The 22,626-nt window shown below is 40.0% G+C and carries 16 protein-coding genes, 6 pseudogenes and 1 other annotated feature; of the genes and pseudogenes, 12 read left to right on the plus strand and 10 right to left on the minus strand.

Annotation, left to right across the window (positions count from 1 at the left end; translation table 11 throughout):
- The 7 genes and pseudogenes from Q9R21_RS14020 to Q9R21_RS14050 form a co-directional block, all read left to right on the plus strand.
- Positions 1 to 436: pseudogene (locus Q9R21_RS14020) on the plus strand (transposase); the annotation flags it as partial.
- A 306-nt stretch (positions 437 to 742) separates the two neighbouring features.
- Positions 743 to 2,899, plus strand: a complete 2,157-nt coding sequence (locus Q9R21_RS14025; RefSeq protein ID WP_311204715.1) for a TonB-dependent siderophore receptor — start codon at positions 743 to 745, stop codon at positions 2,897 to 2,899.
- Positions 2,900 to 2,970: 71 nt separating this feature from the next.
- Positions 2,971 to 3,582: a DUF4198 domain-containing protein gene (locus Q9R21_RS14030; RefSeq protein WP_004733134.1), complete on the plus strand. Its 612-nt coding sequence runs from the start codon at positions 2,971 to 2,973 to the stop codon at positions 3,580 to 3,582.
- A 42-nt stretch (positions 3,583 to 3,624) separates the two neighbouring features.
- On the plus strand, positions 3,625 to 3,906 hold the full coding sequence (locus Q9R21_RS14035; protein ID WP_311204716.1) for a hypothetical protein: 282 nt from the start codon (positions 3,625 to 3,627) through the stop codon (positions 3,904 to 3,906).
- A 3-nt stretch (positions 3,907 to 3,909) separates the two neighbouring features.
- Complete coding sequence (locus Q9R21_RS14040) at positions 3,910 to 5,469, plus strand: PepSY-associated TM helix domain-containing protein (protein ID WP_311204717.1); 1,560 nt, start codon at positions 3,910 to 3,912, stop codon at positions 5,467 to 5,469.
- Complete coding sequence (locus Q9R21_RS14045; RefSeq protein WP_311204718.1) at positions 5,466 to 5,738, plus strand: hypothetical protein; 273 nt, start codon at positions 5,466 to 5,468, stop codon at positions 5,736 to 5,738. The genes Q9R21_RS14040 and Q9R21_RS14045 overlap by 4 nt, the downstream gene beginning before the upstream one ends.
- A 255-nt stretch (positions 5,739 to 5,993) precedes the next feature.
- On the plus strand, positions 5,994 to 7,166 hold the full coding sequence (locus tag Q9R21_RS14050; protein ID WP_086044961.1) for an iron-containing alcohol dehydrogenase: 1,173 nt from the start codon (positions 5,994 to 5,996) through the stop codon (positions 7,164 to 7,166).
- Between the two features lie 505 nt (positions 7,167 to 7,671).
- Here Q9R21_RS14050 and Q9R21_RS14055 read toward each other — a convergent pair.
- Positions 7,672 to 8,853, minus strand: a complete 1,182-nt coding sequence (locus Q9R21_RS14055) for a transcriptional regulator (RefSeq protein WP_311204719.1) — start codon at positions 8,851 to 8,853, stop codon at positions 7,672 to 7,674.
- A gap of 201 nt (positions 8,854 to 9,054) precedes the next feature.
- Here Q9R21_RS14055 and Q9R21_RS14060 point away from each other — a divergent pair, with 201 nt between their 5' ends.
- Positions 9,055 to 10,566, plus strand: a complete 1,512-nt coding sequence (locus Q9R21_RS14060) for an aldehyde dehydrogenase family protein (protein WP_005093765.1) — start codon at positions 9,055 to 9,057, stop codon at positions 10,564 to 10,566.
- Between the two features lie 177 nt (positions 10,567 to 10,743).
- Here the strand turns inward: Q9R21_RS14060 and pnuC are convergent, their stop codons facing one another.
- The 4 genes from pnuC to Q9R21_RS14080 all read right to left on the minus strand — a co-directional run bounded on the left by pnuC (position 10,744) and on the right by Q9R21_RS14080 (position 15,993).
- Positions 10,744 to 11,313 carry a nicotinamide riboside transporter PnuC gene (pnuC, locus tag Q9R21_RS14065; protein WP_004281962.1) on the minus strand — a complete coding sequence of 190 codons (570 nt, stop codon included), beginning with the start codon at positions 11,311 to 11,313 and terminating at the stop codon, positions 10,744 to 10,746.
- 28 nt (positions 11,314 to 11,341) lie between these two features.
- Positions 11,342 to 13,516 (minus strand): TonB-dependent siderophore receptor, encoded by a 2,175-nt coding sequence (locus Q9R21_RS14070; protein ID WP_311204720.1) that lies wholly within the window; start codon positions 13,514 to 13,516, stop codon positions 11,342 to 11,344.
- A 40-nt stretch (positions 13,517 to 13,556) separates the two neighbouring features.
- Positions 13,557 to 14,762, minus strand: coding sequence for a phosphotransferase (locus Q9R21_RS14075; RefSeq protein WP_311204721.1), 1,206 nt, complete (start codon positions 14,760 to 14,762; stop codon positions 13,557 to 13,559).
- A gap of 1,042 nt (positions 14,763 to 15,804) precedes the next feature.
- On the minus strand, positions 15,805 to 15,993 hold the full coding sequence (locus Q9R21_RS14080; RefSeq protein WP_164542878.1) for a hypothetical protein: 189 nt from the start codon (positions 15,991 to 15,993) through the stop codon (positions 15,805 to 15,807).
- Positions 15,994 to 16,210: 217 nt separating this feature from the next.
- On the opposite strand from Q9R21_RS14080, the gene Q9R21_RS14085 reads away from it, so the two are divergent.
- Complete coding sequence (locus Q9R21_RS14085; RefSeq protein ID WP_004281965.1) at positions 16,211 to 16,384, plus strand: hypothetical protein; 174 nt, start codon at positions 16,211 to 16,213, stop codon at positions 16,382 to 16,384.
- A gap of 19 nt (positions 16,385 to 16,403) precedes the next feature.
- Here Q9R21_RS14085 and Q9R21_RS14090 read toward each other — a convergent pair.
- From Q9R21_RS14090 to Q9R21_RS14100, 3 pseudogenes are all read right to left on the minus strand, one after another.
- Positions 16,404 to 16,906 (minus strand): annotated as a pseudogene (locus Q9R21_RS14090) (DDE transposase); the annotation flags it as partial.
- A 315-nt stretch (positions 16,907 to 17,221) separates the two neighbouring features.
- Positions 17,222 to 17,476 (minus strand): annotated as a pseudogene (locus Q9R21_RS14095) (UTRA domain-containing protein); the annotation flags it as partial.
- A pseudogene (locus Q9R21_RS14100) lies at positions 17,472 to 17,977 on the minus strand (transposase); the annotation flags it as partial. The pseudogenes Q9R21_RS14095 and Q9R21_RS14100, both read right to left, overlap by 5 nt.
- Positions 17,586 to 17,702, minus strand: a sequence feature (AL1L pseudoknot). (Overlaps the previous pseudogene by 117 nt.)
- Positions 17,978 to 18,189: 212 nt before the next feature.
- On the opposite strand from Q9R21_RS14100, the pseudogene Q9R21_RS14105 reads away from it, so the two are divergent.
- Positions 18,190 to 18,312: pseudogene (locus tag Q9R21_RS14105) on the plus strand (transposase); the annotation flags it as partial.
- Between the two features lie 49 nt (positions 18,313 to 18,361).
- Here the strand turns inward: Q9R21_RS14105 and Q9R21_RS14110 are convergent.
- Both Q9R21_RS14110 and Q9R21_RS14115 read right to left on the minus strand, forming a co-directional pair.
- Positions 18,362 to 19,273, minus strand: a complete 912-nt coding sequence (locus Q9R21_RS14110; protein ID WP_311204722.1) for a ParB/RepB/Spo0J family partition protein — start codon at positions 19,271 to 19,273, stop codon at positions 18,362 to 18,364.
- 13 nt (positions 19,274 to 19,286) lie between these two features.
- On the minus strand, positions 19,287 to 20,060 hold the full coding sequence (locus tag Q9R21_RS14115) for a ParA family protein (RefSeq protein ID WP_004647772.1): 774 nt from the start codon (positions 20,058 to 20,060) through the stop codon (positions 19,287 to 19,289).
- 855 nt (positions 20,061 to 20,915) lie between these two features.
- Between Q9R21_RS14115 and Q9R21_RS14120 the strand changes: the two genes are divergently transcribed.
- The gene (locus Q9R21_RS14120; RefSeq protein WP_311204723.1) at positions 20,916 to 22,088 is read left to right on the plus strand and encodes a RepB family plasmid replication initiator protein; all 1,173 of its coding nucleotides are present in this window, start codon (positions 20,916 to 20,918) and stop codon (positions 22,086 to 22,088) included.
- Positions 22,089 to 22,360: 272 nt separating this feature from the next.
- A pseudogene (locus Q9R21_RS14125) lies at positions 22,361 to 22,510 on the plus strand (transposase); the annotation flags it as partial.
- Positions 22,511 to 22,626: the final 116 nt, after the last annotated feature.

Below are 22,626 nucleotides of genomic sequence, written 5' to 3' on the forward strand. Positions count from 1 at the left end.
CTACATTCAACATACCAATACCCACTATAGATGCTAAAACTCTTCAAATACGAGCAGTTCAGCTCACAACGAATAATGTGAGTGATTCACGAATCCTTGGGGAGTTACTTGATCAAATTCCGTTGGATGAACAGATTGATTCAGTTTATACAGACGAGGCTTATAACACCAAGCAATGCCGTCAAGTCATTGCAGACCGGTAAGCATATGCGGTGATTCCACCTAGAAAAATGCGAAACCATGGAAAGATACAAAGAGTAGCTCGCTAGAACGAAATGAATTACTTCGAACAGTTAAACGTTTAGGCAGGACACTATGGAAAAAATGGTCAGGCTATCATCGGCGAAGTTTGGTCAAAACCAAAATGTATTGCATTAAATTATTAGGCGATAAATTAACGGAATTAGGTCGACCTCATACCCAAGTTGTCACTTGAATTCGAGTAACTTAGAAAAGATCTATCTCTGAAGCCTTTATGCAACAAAGTCACTCCAGATTGAGGATTTGAAAATTTATAGTGCAGTATATAAACAAATTGGTTCAGGAGCACAAAAGTAAGGTAATAACATCTTTTTTTAACAGTGATATTTTATTGTTCCCTACTCCTTACATTAAACTTTTATTTGTAGATTTACCTATCATTAACTCATTTTTCATTTGGATTTCCTATTATATTGAGATTGCTTTAAGAGATATTAAACAATAATATTACTGATAATCATTATCATTTACATTAACTAAAATGTTTTATACCGTTCCTCCATCATTTAAGCTTTCTCTTCTTAGTCTTGCAATTTTAGTGTCCCAGCAAAGTTTTGCCGATGATACTCAGCAATTACCGACGATTACAGTTACAGCGGAATCAGAACAGAGTGAGCTCAGCTCCGAACAGAGTAAGGCTTATATCATCCAAAATTCGTCAACCGCCTCAAAACTGAATATTCCACTCAAGGAAACGCCGCAAACAGTCAATGTCATCACTCGCCAGCAACTGGATGACTTTGCCTTAGATAATACCCGGGAAGTACTGCGTAATGCCCCTGGCATTATTGTCAACAATCAGGAAACGGAACGGAGCTCCTACCTTGCCCGAGGTTTCGAGATTTCGAATGTTTTAGTGGATGGCGTTGGTATTCCACTCGAAGGCTATAATTATAATAATGATAATCCGGACAGTTTTTTGTTTGACCGTATCGAAGTGGTGAAAGGCGCAAATGCCTTAAATAATGGAATTGGCGATCCTGGTGCAACCATTAACATGATTCGCAAACGCCCTACTCAGGAACTTCAGGCAGCCTTGAATGCCAGTTACGGTTCATGGAATACGCAGCGCTATGAAGCAGATATATCCTCTCCTCTCACCCAGGATGGAAAAATCAGAGGCCGTGTATTTGGCTATAAACAGAATGGTGACAGTTATCTGGATCGTTATGAACTGAAAAAGAACGGCATAGGTGCTGTTGTGGAGGCAGATGTAACTGACACAACCCTATTGACCGCAGGCTATACTGAAAGCAATCATAAGCCGAATGGTGTGAATTGGGGTTCTAATCCACTGATCAATACCGAAGGTGAGCAGCTCAGTTACTCACGGAATTATAATTACAGCCCAAGCTGGACCTATTGGGATAGCAATATTAAAAGTTACTTTGCCGAGCTTGAACGAAAACTGGCAGGCGACTGGACAGCCAAACTGACTTATGATGAAAAACGCACACAACGTGATTCAAAACTCTTGTTTCTGTCTGGAAAACCTGGCGCAAATGGCACTTCAGGTATCTTCCTCTACCCAGGCATGTATATTGATGATAATACAGAACAACAAGCCAGCCTGAGTTTTAGCGGCACCTATCCGCTTTGGGGACAACACCATGAAGCCTCATTGGGCTATGTCTGGGCCAAGAATAGTCTGGATGAATTGGGTTATGCTGGCAGCTTTGTCAATCCGCTGACCACAGATTTAGCCAGCTTTACACCAGAAGAACCAAGCTGGGATCTATCGAAAACCAGTGGGGAAATGCATATCCGGCAGAAGAACCAGAGCCTTTATGCTGCGACCCGACTGCATCTGAATGATGATCTGAAACTGCTTTTAGGTGCGAACTATGTTCAGGCTGAAAGCAGTGGTAGCAGTTATGGGACCGACACCATTTATGATGAAGATAAAGTTTTACCCTATGCCGGTTTGACCTATAACTTTAGCCCTGAATATACAGGTTACCTGAGTTATACCTCGATTTTCCGTCCGCAAACCACCAAAGCAGATGATGGCAGCATTAACAAGCCGATCGAAGGTGAAAGCTATGAAGTCGGAGTCAAAGGTTCTTGGCTAGATGACAAGCTTACCGCCACCATGGCCGTGTTTAGAACGGAGCAAAGTAATTATCCGCTTCGTGATTCTGATGGTATTCCGACTTTACGCAAGACTCAGGTTAGTGACTTGCGTTCCCAAGGCTACGAGTTCGGCTTGGCGGGACAACTGAGCGACCATTTAAACTTAAGCTTTGGTTATACCCAGTTTAGCCTGAAAGATCTGATCAATGGCGGTGATGCGCGTACCTTCAATCCAACCCAGTCTTTTAATCTTTTAACTACCTATCAGGTGCCGCAACTTCCAAAACTGAAACTGGGCCTTGGTGTGCAGTGGCAAGATCAGACCTATCTAGATGTGCCTGAAGCAACCGCCAATGGAGTGATTACCCAGAAAGCTGGAATCATTGAGCAGGATGCTTATGCGCTCGTGAACTTAATGGCCAGCTATGAGCTGAATGAGCATATGACCTTGCAAGCCAATGGTAATAACCTGACCAATGAAAAATATCTGTTCAATTTCCCGAATCAGCAAGGTTTTTATGGTGCACCAGCAAATTACAGCGTTGCTGTGAAATTTAAATACTGATTTTCAAACTTAGCTTTGACGACATGTTCAGGGCTAAATCATCACTACATACACAAAAACAGGTAAAACAAATGAAAAAAATGATCGCTCTGACCCTCGGACTGTCTATGACACTTTCAGCTCAGGCGCATATGCTTTGGCTGGAACGTGGCACAAATCAGCAGACTCATGCGTTCTTTGGTGAATATAGTGAACAGCTTAAAGAAACGCAGCAAGGTGCCTTGAAGTCTTTTAATCAAGCAAAGGCCGTTCAGTCTAGAAAAAGCTTTAGTCCTCAAATGCAACAAGATCATTTGCTTTATGCGACCCAAGGCCAGACAGATGTCCAGCTCAGTCATGAATTGATCTATGGAGAATCATTGTTGAGCTATCATGCCAAATCCGGCAGACAAAACTTGAAAGCAGAGTCAGAACTAGATATTGTCCCGACTCAGATCAACAGCAATACATTTACGGTACTGTATCAGGGTAAAGCTGCTGCGGATGTTGAAGTCACAGTCTTTTCCCCGCAATTCTGGCTAAAAAAATACACCACCAACGGCCAAGGCCAGATTACGATCGCCACGCCATGGAAAGGTCAATATGTCATTGAAGTTGGCAAAGAAGCAGACAAGGCAGGAAAATTGAATCAGCAGGCCTATAAAAAACAGTATCTGGTAACGACTTTAAGTTTTGTTTATTAAGTTTTTAGATTTTCATCAGTATAGATTTATTCAAGGCCAAATATGATGTCTATTGTAGTGCAGCCACTTGCCATTCTCTATCGCTTAGGCATGACCTTTGGCATTGGCTACTTGTGCAGTTATTTAATCGCACTCGATCTGGCTTACTTTTTACAAGCTTATTTGCCTAAAGCTGAGTCTGTCTATTTGGCTGCATTTACTGCCCTGATTTTTTATGTTTGTTTTGTGATTGGAATCTTCTGTATCCAAAGTTTAAAAAAGCTTTCTATCTATAGCCTGATTCCTTTACTTATTTTATTTCTCTTCTCCCGCTTCATAGGTTAAACCATGCATAAATCTGTCCGTCAATCCATGGCATGTTTACATTCATGGCTGGGTTTAAGCTTTGGCTGGTTACTCTTTGCGATCTTTTTAACAGGCGCGGTCACCTATTACCGACATGAAATCAGTCTATGGATGCAGCCTGAATTTGCCACAATGCAAGTCAATCAGGAAACTGCCTTAAAATCTGCTTACAGCTATTTACAGCAGCATGCACCGGACGCCCAAAACTGGTATATCGTAGTCGCCAATCAAGACTCACCGGTGAATAAAGTCTACTGGCAAAAAGCGGATGGTGGCTATGAAGTCAAAACCCTGAATGCTTCGACAGGAAAAGAATTACAGCTTTCAGCCACACAAGGGGGAGATTTTTTCTATAATTTTCATTTTCAGCTCTATGGTATGCCCTACACCATCGGTCGCCTCATTGTGACGGTCGCTGCCTTTATCATGTTATTGACTCTGATTTCAGGAATCATTACCCATAAAAAAATCCTGACAGACTTTTTTACCTTAAGAGCATTTAAGGGGCAGCGCTCCTATCTGGATTTTCATAATGTCAGTTCAGTGATTGCCCTGCCGTTCTTTTTGACCATGACATTTACCGGGCTGGCGATTTTCTTTTATATCGTGCTGCCTTCCGGTATGAAAAAGCTTTATCCAGACAATCCCTTTCAATATTTTGAAGAAATTCGCACAATCAATACATCAGCCACCCCCTCAGTTCCTGTGAAAACCCAGATGCTGCCAATTCAACATTTTATCACCACGGCACAGCAACACTGGGGATATGCGGAATTTGACAATATCACGGTCAAGCAGCCCAATACCCAGCTGGCACAAATAACATTAACCCAACTCCAAGATCATTCCATTACCCGAAATCAAGCACAGCTTATTTTAAATGCAGCTACCGGAAAATTGCTTGAAAGTACACGCAATGAAAGTGCAATTGCCACACTCAATGCCGGCATGTATGGTTTGCATATGGCACGTTTTGCTGAACCTGCTTTACGTTTAGGATTGTTTTTCTCTGGCATATTGGGCTGCGCCATGATTGCCTCCGGTCTGCTGCTGTGGAGTCTGAAACGCCAGATGCAGAAAAAATCAGCGCGGTTTCATCTCGGACATTATTTGGTGAACCGCTTGAATATCACCATGATACTTGGCTTGCCGATTGCCATGCTGGCTTATCTCTATGCGAATCGTTTTATCAGCATCCCTGTAGGTGCACCAAATTATGAGATTTATAGTTTTTTCAGTATTTGGCTCGGCAGTTTCATTCTGGCATGTTTAACACCGCAGCAATATTTATGGAAAATTCAGCTTAAAATCCTGATTGGTACTGCTTTTATGCTGCCGCTGATCAATATTTATTATCTCATTTTCCATGATTATATTGATTCTTTTACAACTTACTGGCCATTTCTGCGAATCGATCTGATGTTGTGGAGCTTGGCACTGCTTGCCCTCTTTTTACACCAGAAAATTACGCCCATTCAGCAAAAGGCGGTCAATAAAATTCAGGCCAAACTAAAATCTGCGCAGCAGGAGTCTTCCACATGATATGGATCGCAGTAACCGTTCTTTTATGGCTAAGCTGCTTTGCCTTTTATGCGGTAAGTGCAAAGCAGATCCTAAAAACCCGAAAATCTCGTTACGCTTTTTTAGCGAATTTTCCTACGTACACTAAGTTCGCTGCAGGTATTTTCTTATTCGTCGTAATGGTTTTATTACGGACCCGGTTTAGCTACAGTATTAGCTTTGTGGCTCTATGGGTATTTCTAAGCCCTGTACTTTTTATCTTTATCTTAAAAATGAATAAAGCATTTTAGTATTTATTTAAAATCAGAAAGTAGTAAACAGCCTAGTGCGCTACTTACATGCCCTCTATTGAACCAATCTACCCAGTATCTGCTAAACCTTGGCAACCTACTTTTAAATATTTCAGATTCATTATTTTGGCTAGAATCAGAAATTTAAATTGGTAGGTATTTGGTAGGTAGGATTCTTTTTAACTTCATCCAATACTTATATTACGGTGAGGGTCACCGATAAAATAATCAATTAATGGTAGAAGGAATCACGCCATGGCTTTTAAAAATATTTCAGATCAAACTAACGGTTTTTATATTCCCTGTGTTTCACTTTTTGGTCCGGGCTGTGCTAAAGAAATCGGGATAAAAGCACAAAATTTAGGTGCCAAGAAAGCGCTGATTGTAACTGATGCGGGGCTGTTTAAATTTGGTGTTGCAGATGATATTGCAAATTATTTGAAAGAGGCGGGTGTTGACAGTTATATTTTCCCAGGCGCGGAACCCAATCCAACTGATATTAACGTGCATCATGGAGTTACAGCTTATAATGAAAATGCCTGTGATTTTATTGTATCGTTAGGTGGGGGTTCCTCACATGACTGTGCCAAAGGCATTGGTCTAGTCACTGCAGGTGGCGGACATATCCGTGATTATGAAGGGATTGATAAAAGTACCGTCCCGATGACACCACTGATTGCAATCAATACTACGGCAGGGACAGCTTCGGAGATGACACGTTTCTGTATCATTACCAATACCGATACCCATGTGAAAATGGCGATTGTAGATTGGCGTTGTACACCACTCATTGCGATTGATGACCCTAAACTTATGTTGGCCAAACCTGCAGGGCTGACTGCGGCAACAGGTATGGATGCCTTGACGCATGCAGTAGAAGCTTATGTGTCTACGGCAGCAAATCCAATCACTGATGCCTGTGCAGAAAAGGCGATTACCATGATCAGCGAATGGCTTAGCCTGGCAGTGGCGAATGGGGATAATCTGGAAGCACGGGATGCCATGAGCTATGCCCAATATCTTGCCGGAATGGCCTTTAACAACGCCTCTTTAGGATATGTGCATGCGATGGCACATCAGCTCGGAGGCTTCTACAACTTGCCGCATGGTGTTTGTAATGCAATTCTGCTCCCCCATGTTTGTGAATTTAACCTGATTGCTTGTCCTGAACGTTATGCCAAAATTGCCCAATTGATGGGGGTGAATACAGAAGGCTTAACCGTAACTGAAGCAGCTTATGAAGCGATTGGCGCCATTCGTCAGCTTTCGGCTTCAATTGGTATTCCATCTGGGCTGACGGAATTGAATGTAAAAGAAGCTGACTTGGCCATCATGGCGGAAAATGCACAAAAAGATGCCTGCATGTTGACCAATCCACGTAAAGCCAACCATGCCCAAGTGGTAGATATTTTTAAAGCGGCGATGTAGTACCTCAATGTAAGTATTCTCTCCAAGTATCTGACTTACATTTTTAACAGCCCCTGTTTCACTTCCTGAGGAAGTGTGCCAAGAGCAGACATGCATTTTCCTGTTCCTGGCTGATCCTTTTGCCTTCATAAGAGGATAAAAGCGGGGGGTGTTTCTTTTTTATGAAGTCCCCTTCATTATGAATATCGACATTAATCCCATGGTAGAAAAATGCCACTATTTTTTTAGCCCGTTCTAGCCATAAATAAAATTTCATAGCGTATTATCTTACGATTATATTTGATCCCTGAGGAATAAACTGCGCGTCCTTCAAATGACATGAAGGTGAGCGTAGCTGATATCAAGCATCTAGGCAAACAGCAAACTGGGTAGCCACTGATAAAAATTTTAGGATCAGGTTCAGTCTAAATTAATAAGTAAACTCACAGTAAGCAAGGATAATACTTAATATTCCAGAATATTCCTATTTTAACTGTTTAGCTTTGTACCGACAGTTACATCAGCTTTAAAGATTTTTATATTTTAACAGAGTCTGATGAACGGGATGGTTTTTGGGCATCAGTTCAATCAGGCGTTCTACAGCATCAATCGCTTCAGGAAAATGTGCCACATGTTTCAGCAAGACATCGGTTTCATTAGCCTTGAAAATGGCATCGCTCAGGCGTGATTCCAGACAATCTCTCCAAGCGCATAGAAATGGACTTTCTGTTTTGGCCAGAAATACGCCGGTACATAATTTCAAGACTGAATCGATATACCCAGCATCTAAAGATTGCTCTGTCATTAAAAAATCAGCCTCTACATGCGCCAATAAACGATAGGGTCTGGAACCCAGCATACCACCTAATAAATCGCGTAATTGTGACATTTCTGCTTTTAAAGTCCCCATACTGACCTTGCGCTCGCCATATAAGGCCTGATGCAATGTATCTAGACTCAGACCCTGCGGACATAAGGCTAGAATGGTCAGAATTTCAATCTGTCGAGGAGTCAGAACCAACATCTTGCCATTAAACAGCACTTGAGGTACTGAAAAAGCTCGAATAAACAGGCGCTGCTTCTGGCATTCTAGTAGAGCCGACTGGATGATCGTAGCACAGCGCTCCGCAGCTAGTAGTGCTAAACTGTTATGCTTTGGCCAGGTAGTTGACAGATCAATGACACCTAAGACCTGTTTTGAATAGGGATCAATAATCGGGGCAGCGTAACAAACCCAATCATGAATGGAGGACATGTAATGTTCACTGGAAAAGACACAGCTGGATTGTTGAGTTTTTAAGGATAATGCCAATGCATTGGTTCCGACTAGCTCTTCGCGCCATTGCCCACCTTCAATAAAATGTACACTTTCTGCGGCACTTTGCATTTGTGGGCTAGAAGCTGCCCAAATGATGGTGCTGCCGATATCTCCGACCGCCAGCACCATAGAAGATTGCTCGGCAATATGTTTTAAATCCTGAGCACAATGTTGCAGGGCTTGGGCTAAAGTTGAGGAAGAAGTGGTCTTTTTTAAATCCGTCAGCGGTGCTGCTAAACGATTCTTCGGGATTTCAGCCGAGGATGAACGTTGCCAGGAGCTGGCAATACTCTGTCCCAGCTGTTCTGCATGTAAGGGAGACAAACTGCTGTTTTGCCGAAGCTGATCAGTATTGTGCCTTTTTTCCATCAAATCTTGTTTTGTCATCATTCCTTATTCTCACAACAATTCATGATTTACATCCGCTGTAATCGTTATTTTTTTAAAATGGATGAAAATATCGTGAACATGCTAGCTCCAACCTTTTTCCAACCTTATACCAGTTATATTAATCAAATAAGATGCAGAAGTACCTTATACCAAAGCTGTAGAAGCGGTTTTGCCATACGAAAATAAGCAAAGGAAATAAATATGCGTTACGTCGATCCTAATCAACCTGATTCAAAAGTTCATTTTAAAGCACAATACGAGAATTTTATTGGCGGCGAATGGGTCGCTCCGGTCAAAGGTGAATACTTTGACAACATCTCTCCGGTAGATGGCAAAGTCTTTACCAAGGTTCCGCGTTCTTCTGTAGAAGACATTGAATTGGCCCTGGATGCAGCGCACAAAGCCAAAGAACAATGGAACAGAGCATCGCCGACCACCCGCTCCAATATTCTGTTGAAAATTGCCGATCGTCTGGAACAAAATCTGGAACTGCTGGCAGTGGCAGAAACCTGGGATAACGGCAAACCGATCCGTGAAACGCTGGCTGCCGATATTCCGCTGGCTATTGACCATTTCCGTTATTTTGCCGGCTGTATTCGTGCGCAGGAAGGCGGCATTTCCGAAATTGATGAAGATACGATTGCTTATCATTTTCATGAGCCGTTGGGGGTCGTGGGTCAGATTATCCCGTGGAACTTTCCGATTCTGATGGCTGTCTGGAAACTGGCACCTGCCCTGGCTGCGGGCAACTGCATTGTGTTGAAACCTGCAGAACAGACTCCGGTCAGCATTCTGGTGCTGGCTGAACTGATTCAGGATATTTTGCCACCGGGCGTGTTGAACATCGTCAATGGCTACGGGGTCGAAGTCGGCCGTCCACTGGCGACCAATCCCCGTATTTCCAAGATTGCCTTTACCGGTTCCACCGCAGTGGGTCAGATGATCATGCAATATGCGACTGAAAATATTATTCCGGTGACTCTGGAACTTGGCGGTAAATCACCAAACTTGTTCTTTGCCGACATTATGGATCAGGAAGACGATTATCTGGACAAAGCGCTGGAAGGTTTTGCCATGTTTGCCCTGAACCAGGGTGAAATCTGCACCTGTCCATCGCGTGCGCTGATCCAGGAAAGTATTGCTGACGAATTTCTGGCGCGTGCCGTTGAACGGGTGAAACGGATTAAAACCGGGCATCCGCTGGATACTGACACCATGATTGGCGCGCAAGCCTCACAGGAACAGCAGGACAAGATTCTGGGCTGTATTGCCACTGGTCGTGAAGAAGGCGCACAGATCCTGACTGGTGGTGAAGCACGTCAGGAAGTGGGTCAAGGTTTCTATATTGAGCCGACTATCTTTAAAGGCACCAATGACATGAAGACCTTCCAGGATGAAATCTTCGGGCCTGTATTGGCTGTGACCACCTTTAAAGACTTTGATGATGCGATCAAGATCGCCAATGATACGATTTATGGACTCGGTGCCGGTGTCTGGTCACGCTCAGCGCATACCTCTTACCGTGCAGGCCGTGCTATTCAGGCAGGTCGGGTCTGGACTAACTGTTATCACATCTACCCTGCCCATGCGGCTTTCGGTGGTTATAAAAAATCAGGGATTGGGCGTGAGAATCACAGAATGATGCTGGATCATTATCAACAAACCAAAAATCTGTTAGTGAGCTATTCGACCAAACCAGCCGGGTTCTTTTAAGAAGTGAAATACATTCAAAGCGAACTTCGGTTCGCTTTGAATGTATGGTAGCTAGCTTTCACAAAATATCAGCAACATCTTCAAGCTGCGGCCAATTCAAATAAAGTTTTTAGTCTATAAATACTTTTTTTAAAGGAAAGAGCATCACCTCAAATTTCTATTTGCAATAGTGTCATTTCAAGATAATTTCACTCTATAAAGATTTCGCCACATTCTCCAGCCATTGAGTGCCAGAAGAATAAAAATAAAATAAAGCACGGCGGTTAAATACAATGACTTATAGCTATACATGCCGACATAAATCACATCTAACACACACCATAATCCCCAGCTTTCAATATATTTTTTTGCCGCCCAATAACTTGCCACCAAGCTAAAAGAAGCCAACATGGAATCCAACCAAGGGAGTGATGCTGTGGTGAAATGAGCAAATAAGGCGCCAATCACCAGACCGGCGACAATACCCACAATCAGGCTATATACCCAGATTTTTTTATTCAAATAGCCAATCTGCACGGTGATAGCCTGGTCATGATTTTTCTTCGACCAGCTATACCAGCCATACAGTTGCATCAAGATAAATACGGCTTGTAATGCTGCGTCTGCAAATAAATTGACACGATAAAAAATAATCATATATAAAAATACAGCGACAATATTCACCAACCAGCAGACTTTATATTGTTTGGAGGTCAACCAGACACCTAAAACGTTTAAAATAAACGCTGCAATTTCTATATTTTCCATAGCAATATAACCTGATTAAGCAGCCAATTTAGAAGTTCAGATTGAATGACAAGGTTGCTGTACGCGGCGAACCCAAGAATAAATAATCGTCACCCAAAAATTCACCTGCATCACGCCAGTATTTCTTGTTGAACAGATTATTAATATTCAAGCGTAGCAATGCATCGGTCGTATTTAGTTTAAATTGATAAGCAGCGCCTAAATCAACCACACTATAACCTGCAACTTTCGCAGCACCCTCTTTGTTGGCATATTTGCTGGAACTGTATTGACCACCTGCCAGAACAGTGAAACCTGCAATGCTCGGTACGTTATAGCGAAGATGTGTTGCGAAACGAGCTTTTGGCACGTTTTGCGCCTGATGATTACCATATTCAACCGCTTCCACATTTTCTAAACGGGCTTTGGTCAAGGCTAAAGATGAAGTTAAGGCCAGATGGTCGGTTAATGCACCATTCAGTCCTAATTCCAGGCCCTGACTATGCTGTTCGCCTTCCGCAATAAAATAGCGAAGTCCTGAAATCGGCTTGCTATATTGGTTGTCTTGGCGTAAATCAAATAGCGAGGCAGTCAATAAAAACTGCTTGATCTGTTGTTTTAGGCCAATTTCATATTGCTCTGAATAGATCGGTGCTAGAGTTTCAGCCGCATTCTCTGCAAACCAAGGCGCTGTTTTTCCATCTGACAGGCCTTTAGCATACGAGGCATAGACGGTAGTCGATTCCAAGGGGCTATAGCTGATCGCAAATTGCGGTAAAAATTTGCCTAAATCGGTATCGCGTACTTTTACCTGACCTTCACCATAAGCTTGCTCATCAAGCTCAATCCATTTTCCGCCAATCAAAGTAGACCACTGTTTATTCCATTCAATACGGTCTAATGCTGTAAATGCAGTTTGTTTACTTTTAAGTACTTGATATTTTGGTCCAGCATTCGCTGTTACTGGGGAAAAATCTATGGTTTCTGTATAAATATTACCTACACCAATCCATTTCCATTCATTGACACCAGCAAAACGATCTCGCGATTTATTGGTTTGTGTAATATCAAAATGTAGATAATGTTGTACCCAATTGGTATCAATCACCCCATCCAATTTGACTTTAAATTGATTGGTTTTAAAGGTGTCATCCGGATTACGAAAATCATAAATATCATACTCGCCAGCTTTACCAAACGTGTTACAGGAATACTCTTCCAGACAGCCTTCCCGATAATAACCATAAGCAAAGCTTGAATAGTCATCAACTCTGGATTTACTGTGTGCTGCAACGAGTCCCAAGTTCCAGTCATCATTCAATGCATAGCTATATTTTAAACTGCTATTCAGACTATCGATCGTGACCGGTTTACCCCAAGTCTGATAACCAAGTAAACGCTCCCATTTCACATTTTCTGGGACTTTGCCATCCAGTAATTGATAACCTGGCACTGATCGTTGTTCTGAACGCTGTGCTTCAAGATCAAATTCCAATTTAGATTGCTCAGATGTTTTCCAATCTAAGGCCAATGCCGCTAAATAGCGTTCACCATCCACATGATCGACATAAGACTCCATCTGTTCATTCACCAGATTGATGCGATATCCGAATTGTTGCTCATCACCCAAAAAACCACCGAGATCAGTTGCCACTGAAAACTGGCCGTGTTGATCGGCCGAGAATGTCAGTGCCTGAATATCTTTCGGTCGCTTGGTGACATAATTCACAACCCCACCCGGGGTCGACATCCCACTTTGAATCGCGGACATGCCTTTTAAAATTTCCACACGTTCTTTATTTTCAAGTGCGACGTTTTGTTCACCACGAATCACATTGCCATTAATGAGGTAGCTAGATGCCAAATCGAGTGCAAAGCCACGCGAGACAAAGTTTGGATAATAGCCAATTGCAGCATAGCCCTCACCGATGGCTGCATCATTTTTTATAACATCGCTCAGCACACGAGCATGTTGTTCAGCAATAAGATCAGCAGTCAAAATAGAGACCGATGCAGGTATTTTTTGCAGACTGTCCGTAGCAAATCCCTCAACATTCACTTTAGCACTCGAGTAAGGAATGCTTTGATCGGCTGTGATAACAATCGTGTCAAGCTTTTGAACATCGTCTTCAGCATAAGTCAGCGGGACTAAACACAGCTGCGACAGAATGATCATATTTAAAGATCGGATTAATACATTCTGTTTGAGTTGACGAGTGTTCATACGAAACCTTATGTCTGTGAAGTGGGTGATGATGCTGGGTTTAGAGAGAGCATTGAGAAGATTGCAATTCATCTTGAATGAGCCGGGTTAAGGTCTGGGTAAATTGTTGACCTTGTTCGCCAAAGAACCAGTCCACATGACCGATAATCCAGTCGTAATAAGCAGCATCTGCATGTTGCTGGTTTTGAGTAATCCCAACAAAATACTCAAGCTCTGAAAAAGCGAAATCCAAATGCACGATTTTCAGTAGTTCTGGCAAAATACTAAAATCTTCTTGTGGATGTACTTCAGAAAAATAAGCATGTAGAAAGGCAGTTAAACCAGCTTCATCAATCTGAATATGTGGGCTCTGCTCTAATTCCAACCAATCAATGAAATTACGTTCAATCGTCACAGCCAGATCATAAAGTGCAGAGTTTCGGTCAGATAAACCAAAATCAATTACGACAGTAATTTCAGCTTTGGCATCCGGCGCTGACCAAAACAGATTAGAAGCGTGTAAATCGTTATGGGTCCAAATTTTGCTTGCCTGTTGCAATACAGGCTGAATACGCTGGTGAACCTGTAAGATTCGATCTAAAAAGTAAGGATCTAAATTTTTATCGGCAAAATAACGGCTTAATTCTGAACTGTTTGCAATGCGCTGTTGAATGGCTGTAATGATATTTTCACTGTCTAAAAGCTGCTGATTGGAAATCAAATAAGATGCTGATCTGCCCTGCTGTTCGGGAAAATCCTGCATCGCCAGATGTAGTCTGGCCAGTAAAGCCCCTGCCTTGGCGGCATGTTCAGCATAGAAAAAAGGTTTCCAGGATTGCTGATCTGCATACAGATCTAAACCGGCTGCTTTTGCATAGACTTCATAGGTCCAGTCACCCAGCTCTAAAGCAGTCAGATCTTGATTTGACCTAATCAATGCTGCAACAGGAATTTCTTTGCTGGCTAAATGCTGAAGAACGGCATGCTCCTGTAAAATATCGCGGGCACGCCGAAATGAACAATGACTGCGCTTGATCAAATACTGATGCGCGACTGCTTCATCCCTGCTCACAAAATCCTGCTCCACCTTGACCAGCGCCGCAGATGAAAATGGCCGGGGACTACACCACAAAATCTGAATATGACCTTGTAAACAGGAATAATGCTGCTGCAGACTTTGTAATTCTGGATCAGAAATATGTGCCCAGTCTTTATGTTCCCAGGCATTGCCCATACCATGACCTAAATCATCAGTCATTGTGGTCATTATCAATATTCCTGGGCCAGATCATTATGTAATAATGGAAAATCATTGTTTAGGCGAACATGCAAACAGTATTTTTAAATACATTTAATATTGAAGACACGCCCTAAAATTAAGTGGTACATACCAGTATTAAATTGGAGGCAAGTTTAGCCTTATAAATATAAAAATAAAATAGATCTCTCGCATAAATCAAAAAATGATCTTCTTTTTGGTTAATATTCGAACTCCAGATTTCTTAGCATTCGCGCATAATCTGCGGATGAAATACATCAATTCAAACAAGCTTTCTGATCCTCAGTTCAAGCGATAACATAGTTTTGAAATGCACCGTAATTCATTTTCATGACTTCACTAACTAGCTCTTTAAATCCATGTTCCTCAGCAGCAAATTCTACCAGTGATTCATTGTTCAGATCAGTAACACATGCCATGGTCGAAATGACCTGTACACTATTAGCTTTGAATTCGCCCAGGTATATTTTGTTGAATTAGGTTTTTTTTATTAAGATATTTAAGGGAAAATTCTCACGGAAAAAATGTTTTTTATCACTGAACCATATACAAGTAGCTAAATTATCCTGCAATTTTTCAACCATCATTGGATGACTACCGTAAACTAGGTAAACAATATCACCAATATAGATATTATTCATCTTTAGTCAGCCAAGTATAAAATCAAAATTCTGAAACTTCTGATAAATAAATTAATGCCATCAATTGAGGACTTTTTTTAAACTGAGAAAGCGTTTATAAAGTCCAATTAAGTCCTTGTCCCATTTCATAAATAATGAGTATTAATGCAATTACCATTAGTAAAATCACAATGGCTTCGACCTTAGTGAGCATCTTAAATTCTCCACCTTTTATCTTTTATATAATAAACAAAGTTAACAATAAATAACAATAAGGTTACAAAAAAATTACTAGATGTTACAAAAACAGGGCTGGTAAAGAAAAATCTCTCAGAGGAGGTGCTAATTCTTTTCAAACTTAACCTTATGTACTGGGCGATGTCCTGTATAAGACTCATGACATACTGCGATTAATCAACACCACCTTCTTCTTCTAAACTTAATAAGAAAGTATGGACACCCTGCATGTCATTTAACTCAATATTATTGCCGATCCATTTCATCGTAGTTGGTTTCATATTGTTTATGTCTTCTTGGATTTTATTGTAGGGGGGATTACCGCAGTTGACCATTGCTATGCTCTTTTTATCATTTGCCATTAAATTATCTTCCCTATAAAAGATTTTCAAGAAAATCGGTCTGTATTTGGCCAGTCAATGCTGCAAAAAAACTCATCCGATAAGTATTCTTACATAAACCCGAGGTTCTATAACTTGGATCCTGAATATCTTACATATGCAGACATAGCTCATACATCGGAATTTAAACTTACCCTCTACACTGAAATTAAGTTTTAGAAACGCAGAGGAAATTCAGATGGAAAAGTATTCAAAGATTCTAATCCTGAGCTTATTTGGATTTACTGGAACAGTAGCTATTGCAGATGAATCCATCCCAATAGAAGCAACTGCCGCCGCCGAAGCGCAACAGGTTGCTTTAGATTATGGAAATGAGAAAGACAAAAAATCTGAATCATCTGAAAGCCCTTAATTAAAGTGATGCCGGTCAGTTAAGAAATTGACTGGCATTTTCTTGGGTATTTCTGTGGTGTTCCTTTCACAACTCGTGGGCAACTCCTCACTCCCCTCTCAGGCAAAACATATCTCTTAGATTTTTCCAGTAAACTTTCTAAATGTTTAGGTAAATTACCTGCGGAGTCTAAAGAGTCGAATCTTAATATATTCAGAATGCCAATAGATGCAATATGAAAGCTGATTCTCAAAGGACTGACTTTTGCACGTTGAGCCATATGTTTCATTTGTCTTCTTAGAATATTGTAGGCAATAAAGCCCCCCATAATTATTGACAAACTAAATCAGGTTGCTTGTTCCTCAAATGCTTGCCCTCCTGTAAATCACTTTTGATTTCTGGGTAACACATTTCTATTTCCCAGCGCTGAGCATAAAGCTTCGCCAAGCCTATCAGTGGATATGTCTTTGGGTCCATTAATAAAGTGATATAACGTCTAATTTTCCCTGCCTGCTTAACCTCAATCAAACGCGCTTCCCAATACCCTGTTGCCATTAGAGGCCAAAAGCCGCTGTAAACTGGATCCTGAACTAAAAATCTATAATCAGGAAATCAATAAAGAAGAATAGAAATTAAGTATGGATTGGCAGTCTAAAAACTTTCAAAATGCTTTCAGAACGTTATCGCAATAGAGCTAAAAGCCCCCCTTTTGAGATTCAATCTAGTTGCTGGAATTTATAATTTGCAACTGAGTAAGAATGATTTATGAAGGAGGTCTAATGCTAATCTAAGAAAATAAAAAAATCCTAAAAACATTTAACTTTTTAGGATTTGAATGGTCAGGATATAAATATAAGCTTATGCTTGAATATCTAAGGTCATTTCAATTTTGTCCTGTGACCAGATTTCGATGTCATATTCAATCACTAGATCATCTGATTTTGAAATACGTTCAATATAAGTGGCGGTTTGACTTAAAGGAATACCCAAGTGCTGACTCTCAAAATGAGACACACCGGTATTTTTAATTTTTAACTGACTACTCATGTAATCATAATGAAAGTGATTTTTAATGACGTCTTGGACCGAAGTAATCACATTATAATTCAGCACTTTCCTTCCAAATTCGTTTAATCTCCTCAGCATGATGCAAGTCATGTAAATCTCGCTTTGCTCGATGTTCTGGATTTTCGCAGAGATCTAGAGTCCGGTAATAGGTTGAAGCTGCGATCGGTAAAATTCTACAAATCGCCTCGACTCCGTACAGCTCTTTATTATTATGGATAAAATCCACCATTATTTGTGTGGGCGGTCGAGCTCCGCCTGGGCGAAAAAAGCGGCTGCTTTACGTAGAATTTCATTGGCACGCTTTAATTCTTTAATTTCACGTTCCATTTGCTTCATTTTTTCTTGATCAGATATCTGTTGTACTTTAATAGGATTTAGCTGATCTAAATGCTTTTGATGCCAGGCACGAAGTGTTTCAGGAGTACAACCAATCTTAGGCGCAATTGCTGTGATTGCAGCCCAAGTAGAAGGATAATCTTTTTCAGATTCAATCAATAATTGAACCGCTCTTTCTCTGATTTCAGGGGTATATTTTAATTTTGTCATCGGGATAGTCTCTCAGAATATTGACTCTCCGACAAACCCGGTACGGTTCAAACGGTTCAGATGTGTTGCTGGACTTATCGTTGAGCCAGACCTGATTTATGGATAAAGCCTACAACTCTAGGGATCGGGTCATTGATCCAATTTTAGAGGCGAAGGGTCAAGTTGTGATGCCAGCGAAAAGTAATTCTATTGATCAGCGTGATTATGATTGACATATCTACAAGGCAAGACATCTGATCGAGAATTTTTTTGCCAAGCTCAAACAATATCGTGCTATTGCCACACGCTATGATAAATTGGCTCAAAACTTCTTATCAGCGATCTTTCTGGCTTAATTGATAACACGCCCTAATTTGAGATTGTCAAATAAAGTGTAGCAACTTGCTACACTTTTTCACTTTTCTTAATAAGCTGTTTTAAAAAATCTTCTAGTTGTAAGAGACTAGCTTCGTCAATTTCCGAGATATTCAGAGAAACCTTAAGCTGTTTTTGATTGAGTTTGATATTCCCCGCAATCTTACCTGCATATTCAATTTTTCTAACCACAGATGTTGTGGTCAGTTTTTCTGGATCCTGACTCAATATTTTTTCAGCATAGGCAGTAACTTTACTTTGCTCTAGTTTTTTGTCTTTTACTTTTTCCCAAGCCCCTAGCAAAGCCTTTTCGGCCTCAGAAAGTTGCTCTATATGATCCGACAGAAATTTTTTGAATGCAGTTGCAGCAGTACGACCTAGTAGGCCTGGTTCCACATCAAGGTCATTTAAAATTACTTGAGGCAGTTTTTCGTATGCTAAATACTTGTACATATCTTCGCGATTTAAACCCAGTGAATTGGCTAAACGTTGCTTGTTTTTCTTTAACTTCTCATCAAGTGAGTTCAGGCCAATAAAAATTTCATAATCTGTCAGGTCCTGACGCTTTAAATTCTCTGCTAAGGTTAACAAAGATGCTTCTACATTATTCGCATCAATGATAATCGCTTCAATCACAGACTTGCCGAGTAACTGGTGCGCCCGTAAGCGCCGCTCGCCTGCAATGAGTTCATATTTCAGATTATCAAGTTTACGCACTGTAATGGGCTGCAACAGACCGACTTCATTAATGGAATCCGCCAGTTCTTTTAATTGTGACTCTTCAAATAATTTACGCGGCTGGTTTGGACTGCGGTTAATATCCTCAATAGGAACATTACGTCTAAACTCTTTCAGCTCTCTAATATTGTCTTTCTGTGCTTGCTGATGTTTTTCTGTATTCTGTTTCAGTTTCTGAGCTAAAAGCTCTTTGGTGCTTGCCATAATACTCTCAGGTTTAAACTTTAGCTACAATTTCATTGGCAAGGCTTTCAAAAGCCTTACGTACTTTTGAATTTTTTTCTACATTCAAAAGTGATTGTTGCAGAATCGCTGCTTGATTAACTTTAGTACTTTGAGGAATGGTGGTCTCTAAAAGTTTTCCTACCTGTTTTAAGGCTTCATTCCGAATCAGCTTACAAACATTCTGACGTTCATCATGCTTAATTAGTAAAGCGCCTAAAAGCTCTAAATCTGGATTAATACGTTTGATCTTTTCAAGATGATTTAAAAGATCTGTTACCCCATACAATCCATATTGTGATCCGGATTCGATAGGAATAATGACATGTGTTGAAGATGCCAGGGCATTGCTGGTTAATAATTTAAGACTAGGTGGACAGTCGATCAATATAAAATCATAAAGATCTTTTAACAGTTCTAACTTGATATTTAACTCTTCAGAAGGACGGGGAGCTTCTTCTTTTAGTTGGTCTTCAGTTTTTCCTAAATTCAAGGAACCATAAATTAATGATACTTTTTCAAAGTTCGTTTCTTCTTGTAATGCATCTGCCAACAACGAAATATCGCCCACTAGTAATTCTGCTGTAGTCACAACAATTTCGCTTGGATGTTGGATCCCAATGTGTAAACTTGCGTTTGCTTGAGGATCTAAATCAATGACTAAAACCTTGTTGCCCAGATTGGCAAGTTCTGAGGCTAGGTGCACAACAGTCGTTGTTTTGCCACATCCGCCTTTATGATTAGCAACAGTAATAATTTTTGCAGACATGCGTGTCAGATGCTTCCGTATTTGAATGTTTAGTAATATAAATAACTTTCACTCATCTTACTATAGTTTTAAAATTTATAAATCCTATTTGTTCAGATGTAAAACAGCTTAAAAATAAATCTTTAACTAAGCTAGCTTAATTAATAATTAGAATAATTAGTTATTTAGCTAATTAACAATTAAGAGTGTATTTTTATTATATAAAACAAATTCTTAGAGTTTTAAAAGTGGAAGGTTTGTCACCATAAAGTGGAAGGTTTGTCACCATAAAGTGGAAGGTCTGTCACTCTAAAGTGGAAGGTCTGTCACTCTAAAGTGGAAGGTTTGTCACTCTAAAGTGGAAGGTCTGTCACTAGGGTGGAAGGTTTGTCACTGCTATTTTTTAAACCGCTATTTTTATTTAAAAATAATTTAAAAAACAATTATTTAATATGTTAATAAAGTCTCGTAACTAAGCCTTAAAGGTGGAACGATTGTCACTGTATATTTTTAACCTGTGGATAATCTGTTTTTATTGGATATTTCCTGATGATTATATGTGCAGTTATACCTTTCGAATCTAACTGAAAGGTGGAAGCCTTGTCACATCAGGGTTTCTATTTAATTTAACCTATCTGAATGTGGGTGAAAAAATAAAAATAGTCATTCTAAACTGTAATTTCGGGGGCTAAAGGTGGAAGGTCTGTCACTGTAGGGTGGAAATATTTTATTTAATTCCACTTTAAAGGCAAAAAACCGGATAATAACGCTTTTTTTGATGACGGACCTTCCACTTTTAGAATCTTGTGGTGAAAGTCTTGAAAGTTTTTCCACTTTTGTATATAAAAACTAAGTCAAATTATAAATATCACGGTTATGACAGAATCTGAACCATTGCAAGAAGAAACGAATTATATTCCCTACTGTATAGGCAACATTCGCCATAATGGCGTTGTCAGTACCAGTAACCGATTAATTCGCCCAATCGAGTTGTCATCCAATGAATATAAGGCACTTCTATATGCAATGGCGGTTGCGAATTATAGTGAGAAAAATAAGGTAGATAGTGAAATTACCGAACAAACTTATATTTATTTGTATAAGGATGATTTGGCAGATTTACTAGGATTAAATAAACGTAATTCAATTAATGTTGCAATAGATCGGATCTATAAAGAGCTTTCATCCCGAGTAGCTCATTTTATTATTGAGGAGCCTGCTGATAATGGTAAGAGAAAGACTAAAAAAGTACATTCTGTCGTTCCCATTATCCGTGAGTTAAGATGGGAAGATGACTCTAAAAATGCAATTCAGATTCGTTTTACCAGTGAGGTGTTGCCGTATTTCACTCAACTGGCTGGGGGTAATTTTACTACCTATCAGCTAAAACATCTTTTTGCCCTAGATTCTGTTGCCAGTATGAGTCTTTATACTTATTTCATTAAAAACGAATTTAAGTACGCCAATCAAAAGAGGTATGAAGTGCCATTACTTTTAGAAAACTTGAAAGCACTGATTGATATTAATGAAACCAAATATGATCGCTGGGTAGATTTTAGACGCTATGTATTAGACAAAATAGTGGCAGAAATTAACGAAAATACAGATCTACAATTAGAGTATGAAACCGTTAAGAAAGGCCGTCCAATTGTAGGTGTGAATTTTAAACTGCATCATCGGATTGCTGATAAGGCACTGGATGAAATTGCAGTGATCGAAAAAATCTATCTTGATGTTCCATTTGAAGACAATGCATCCGTAAAAGAATTAGGGGCTAAATTCGATACGAATGTACGTTCTTGGTATATTTTTAATAATGATGAAAATTATCAGCAGTTCAAGAAGTGGTTTAAAAAAGTAGGATGCCTCACTGACTCTCAAGCAAATATTGTCATTAATGACACTTTATTCCAAATGGATTTTGCTGAAATTGGTATGGGGCTGAATGACTTTAAACGAAATATGAAGCATAAACTTAAAAACAATCCGGAATTCGTTCAAAGTATTCGTGAAAGACTGAATGATATTTTTGGTAAAGAGCTGATCTAGCGAAAAGTGTAGCAACTTGCTACACTTTTTTAGATATATGTTCGTAAAGAATACAAGTGGTAAGGACCCTAGGATAAAAACGACTCTGTTGCATAAAGGCTTTAGATATAGATCTTCCCTAAGTTATACAAATTCAAGTGACAACTTGGGTATGAGGTCTGCCTAATTTCTTAAATCTATTCAAAACGTAAGCGTTCGCTGAACACACCTTATGAACTCATCCTATAAGCCTTAATTTAGTCCCTACTTAAAAACAAGTGGGGACTAAATTTATGACTACAAATAACCAGACATCCATCACATCTCTTGAGAAAAAACGAAGAACATGCAGTGCTGAATTTAAACAGCAGATCGTTCAGGCTTGTAAAGCACCGGACGTTTCAATTGCTTCAGTCGCTTTGCAACATGGATTGAATACAAATTAATGTGGTTCCGTTAATTAGACCACTCAATTCAGTTTTATAAGTGATAAATCCGCTCTAAATATTTAAATTATGCTGCAATTACTTTTAGTAAATGTTGATCATAAAATTCATCC

The sequence above is a fragment of the Acinetobacter sp. RG5 genome (genome assembly GCF_031844265.1).
Taxonomy (GTDB): Bacteria; Pseudomonadota; Gammaproteobacteria; order Pseudomonadales; family Moraxellaceae; genus Acinetobacter.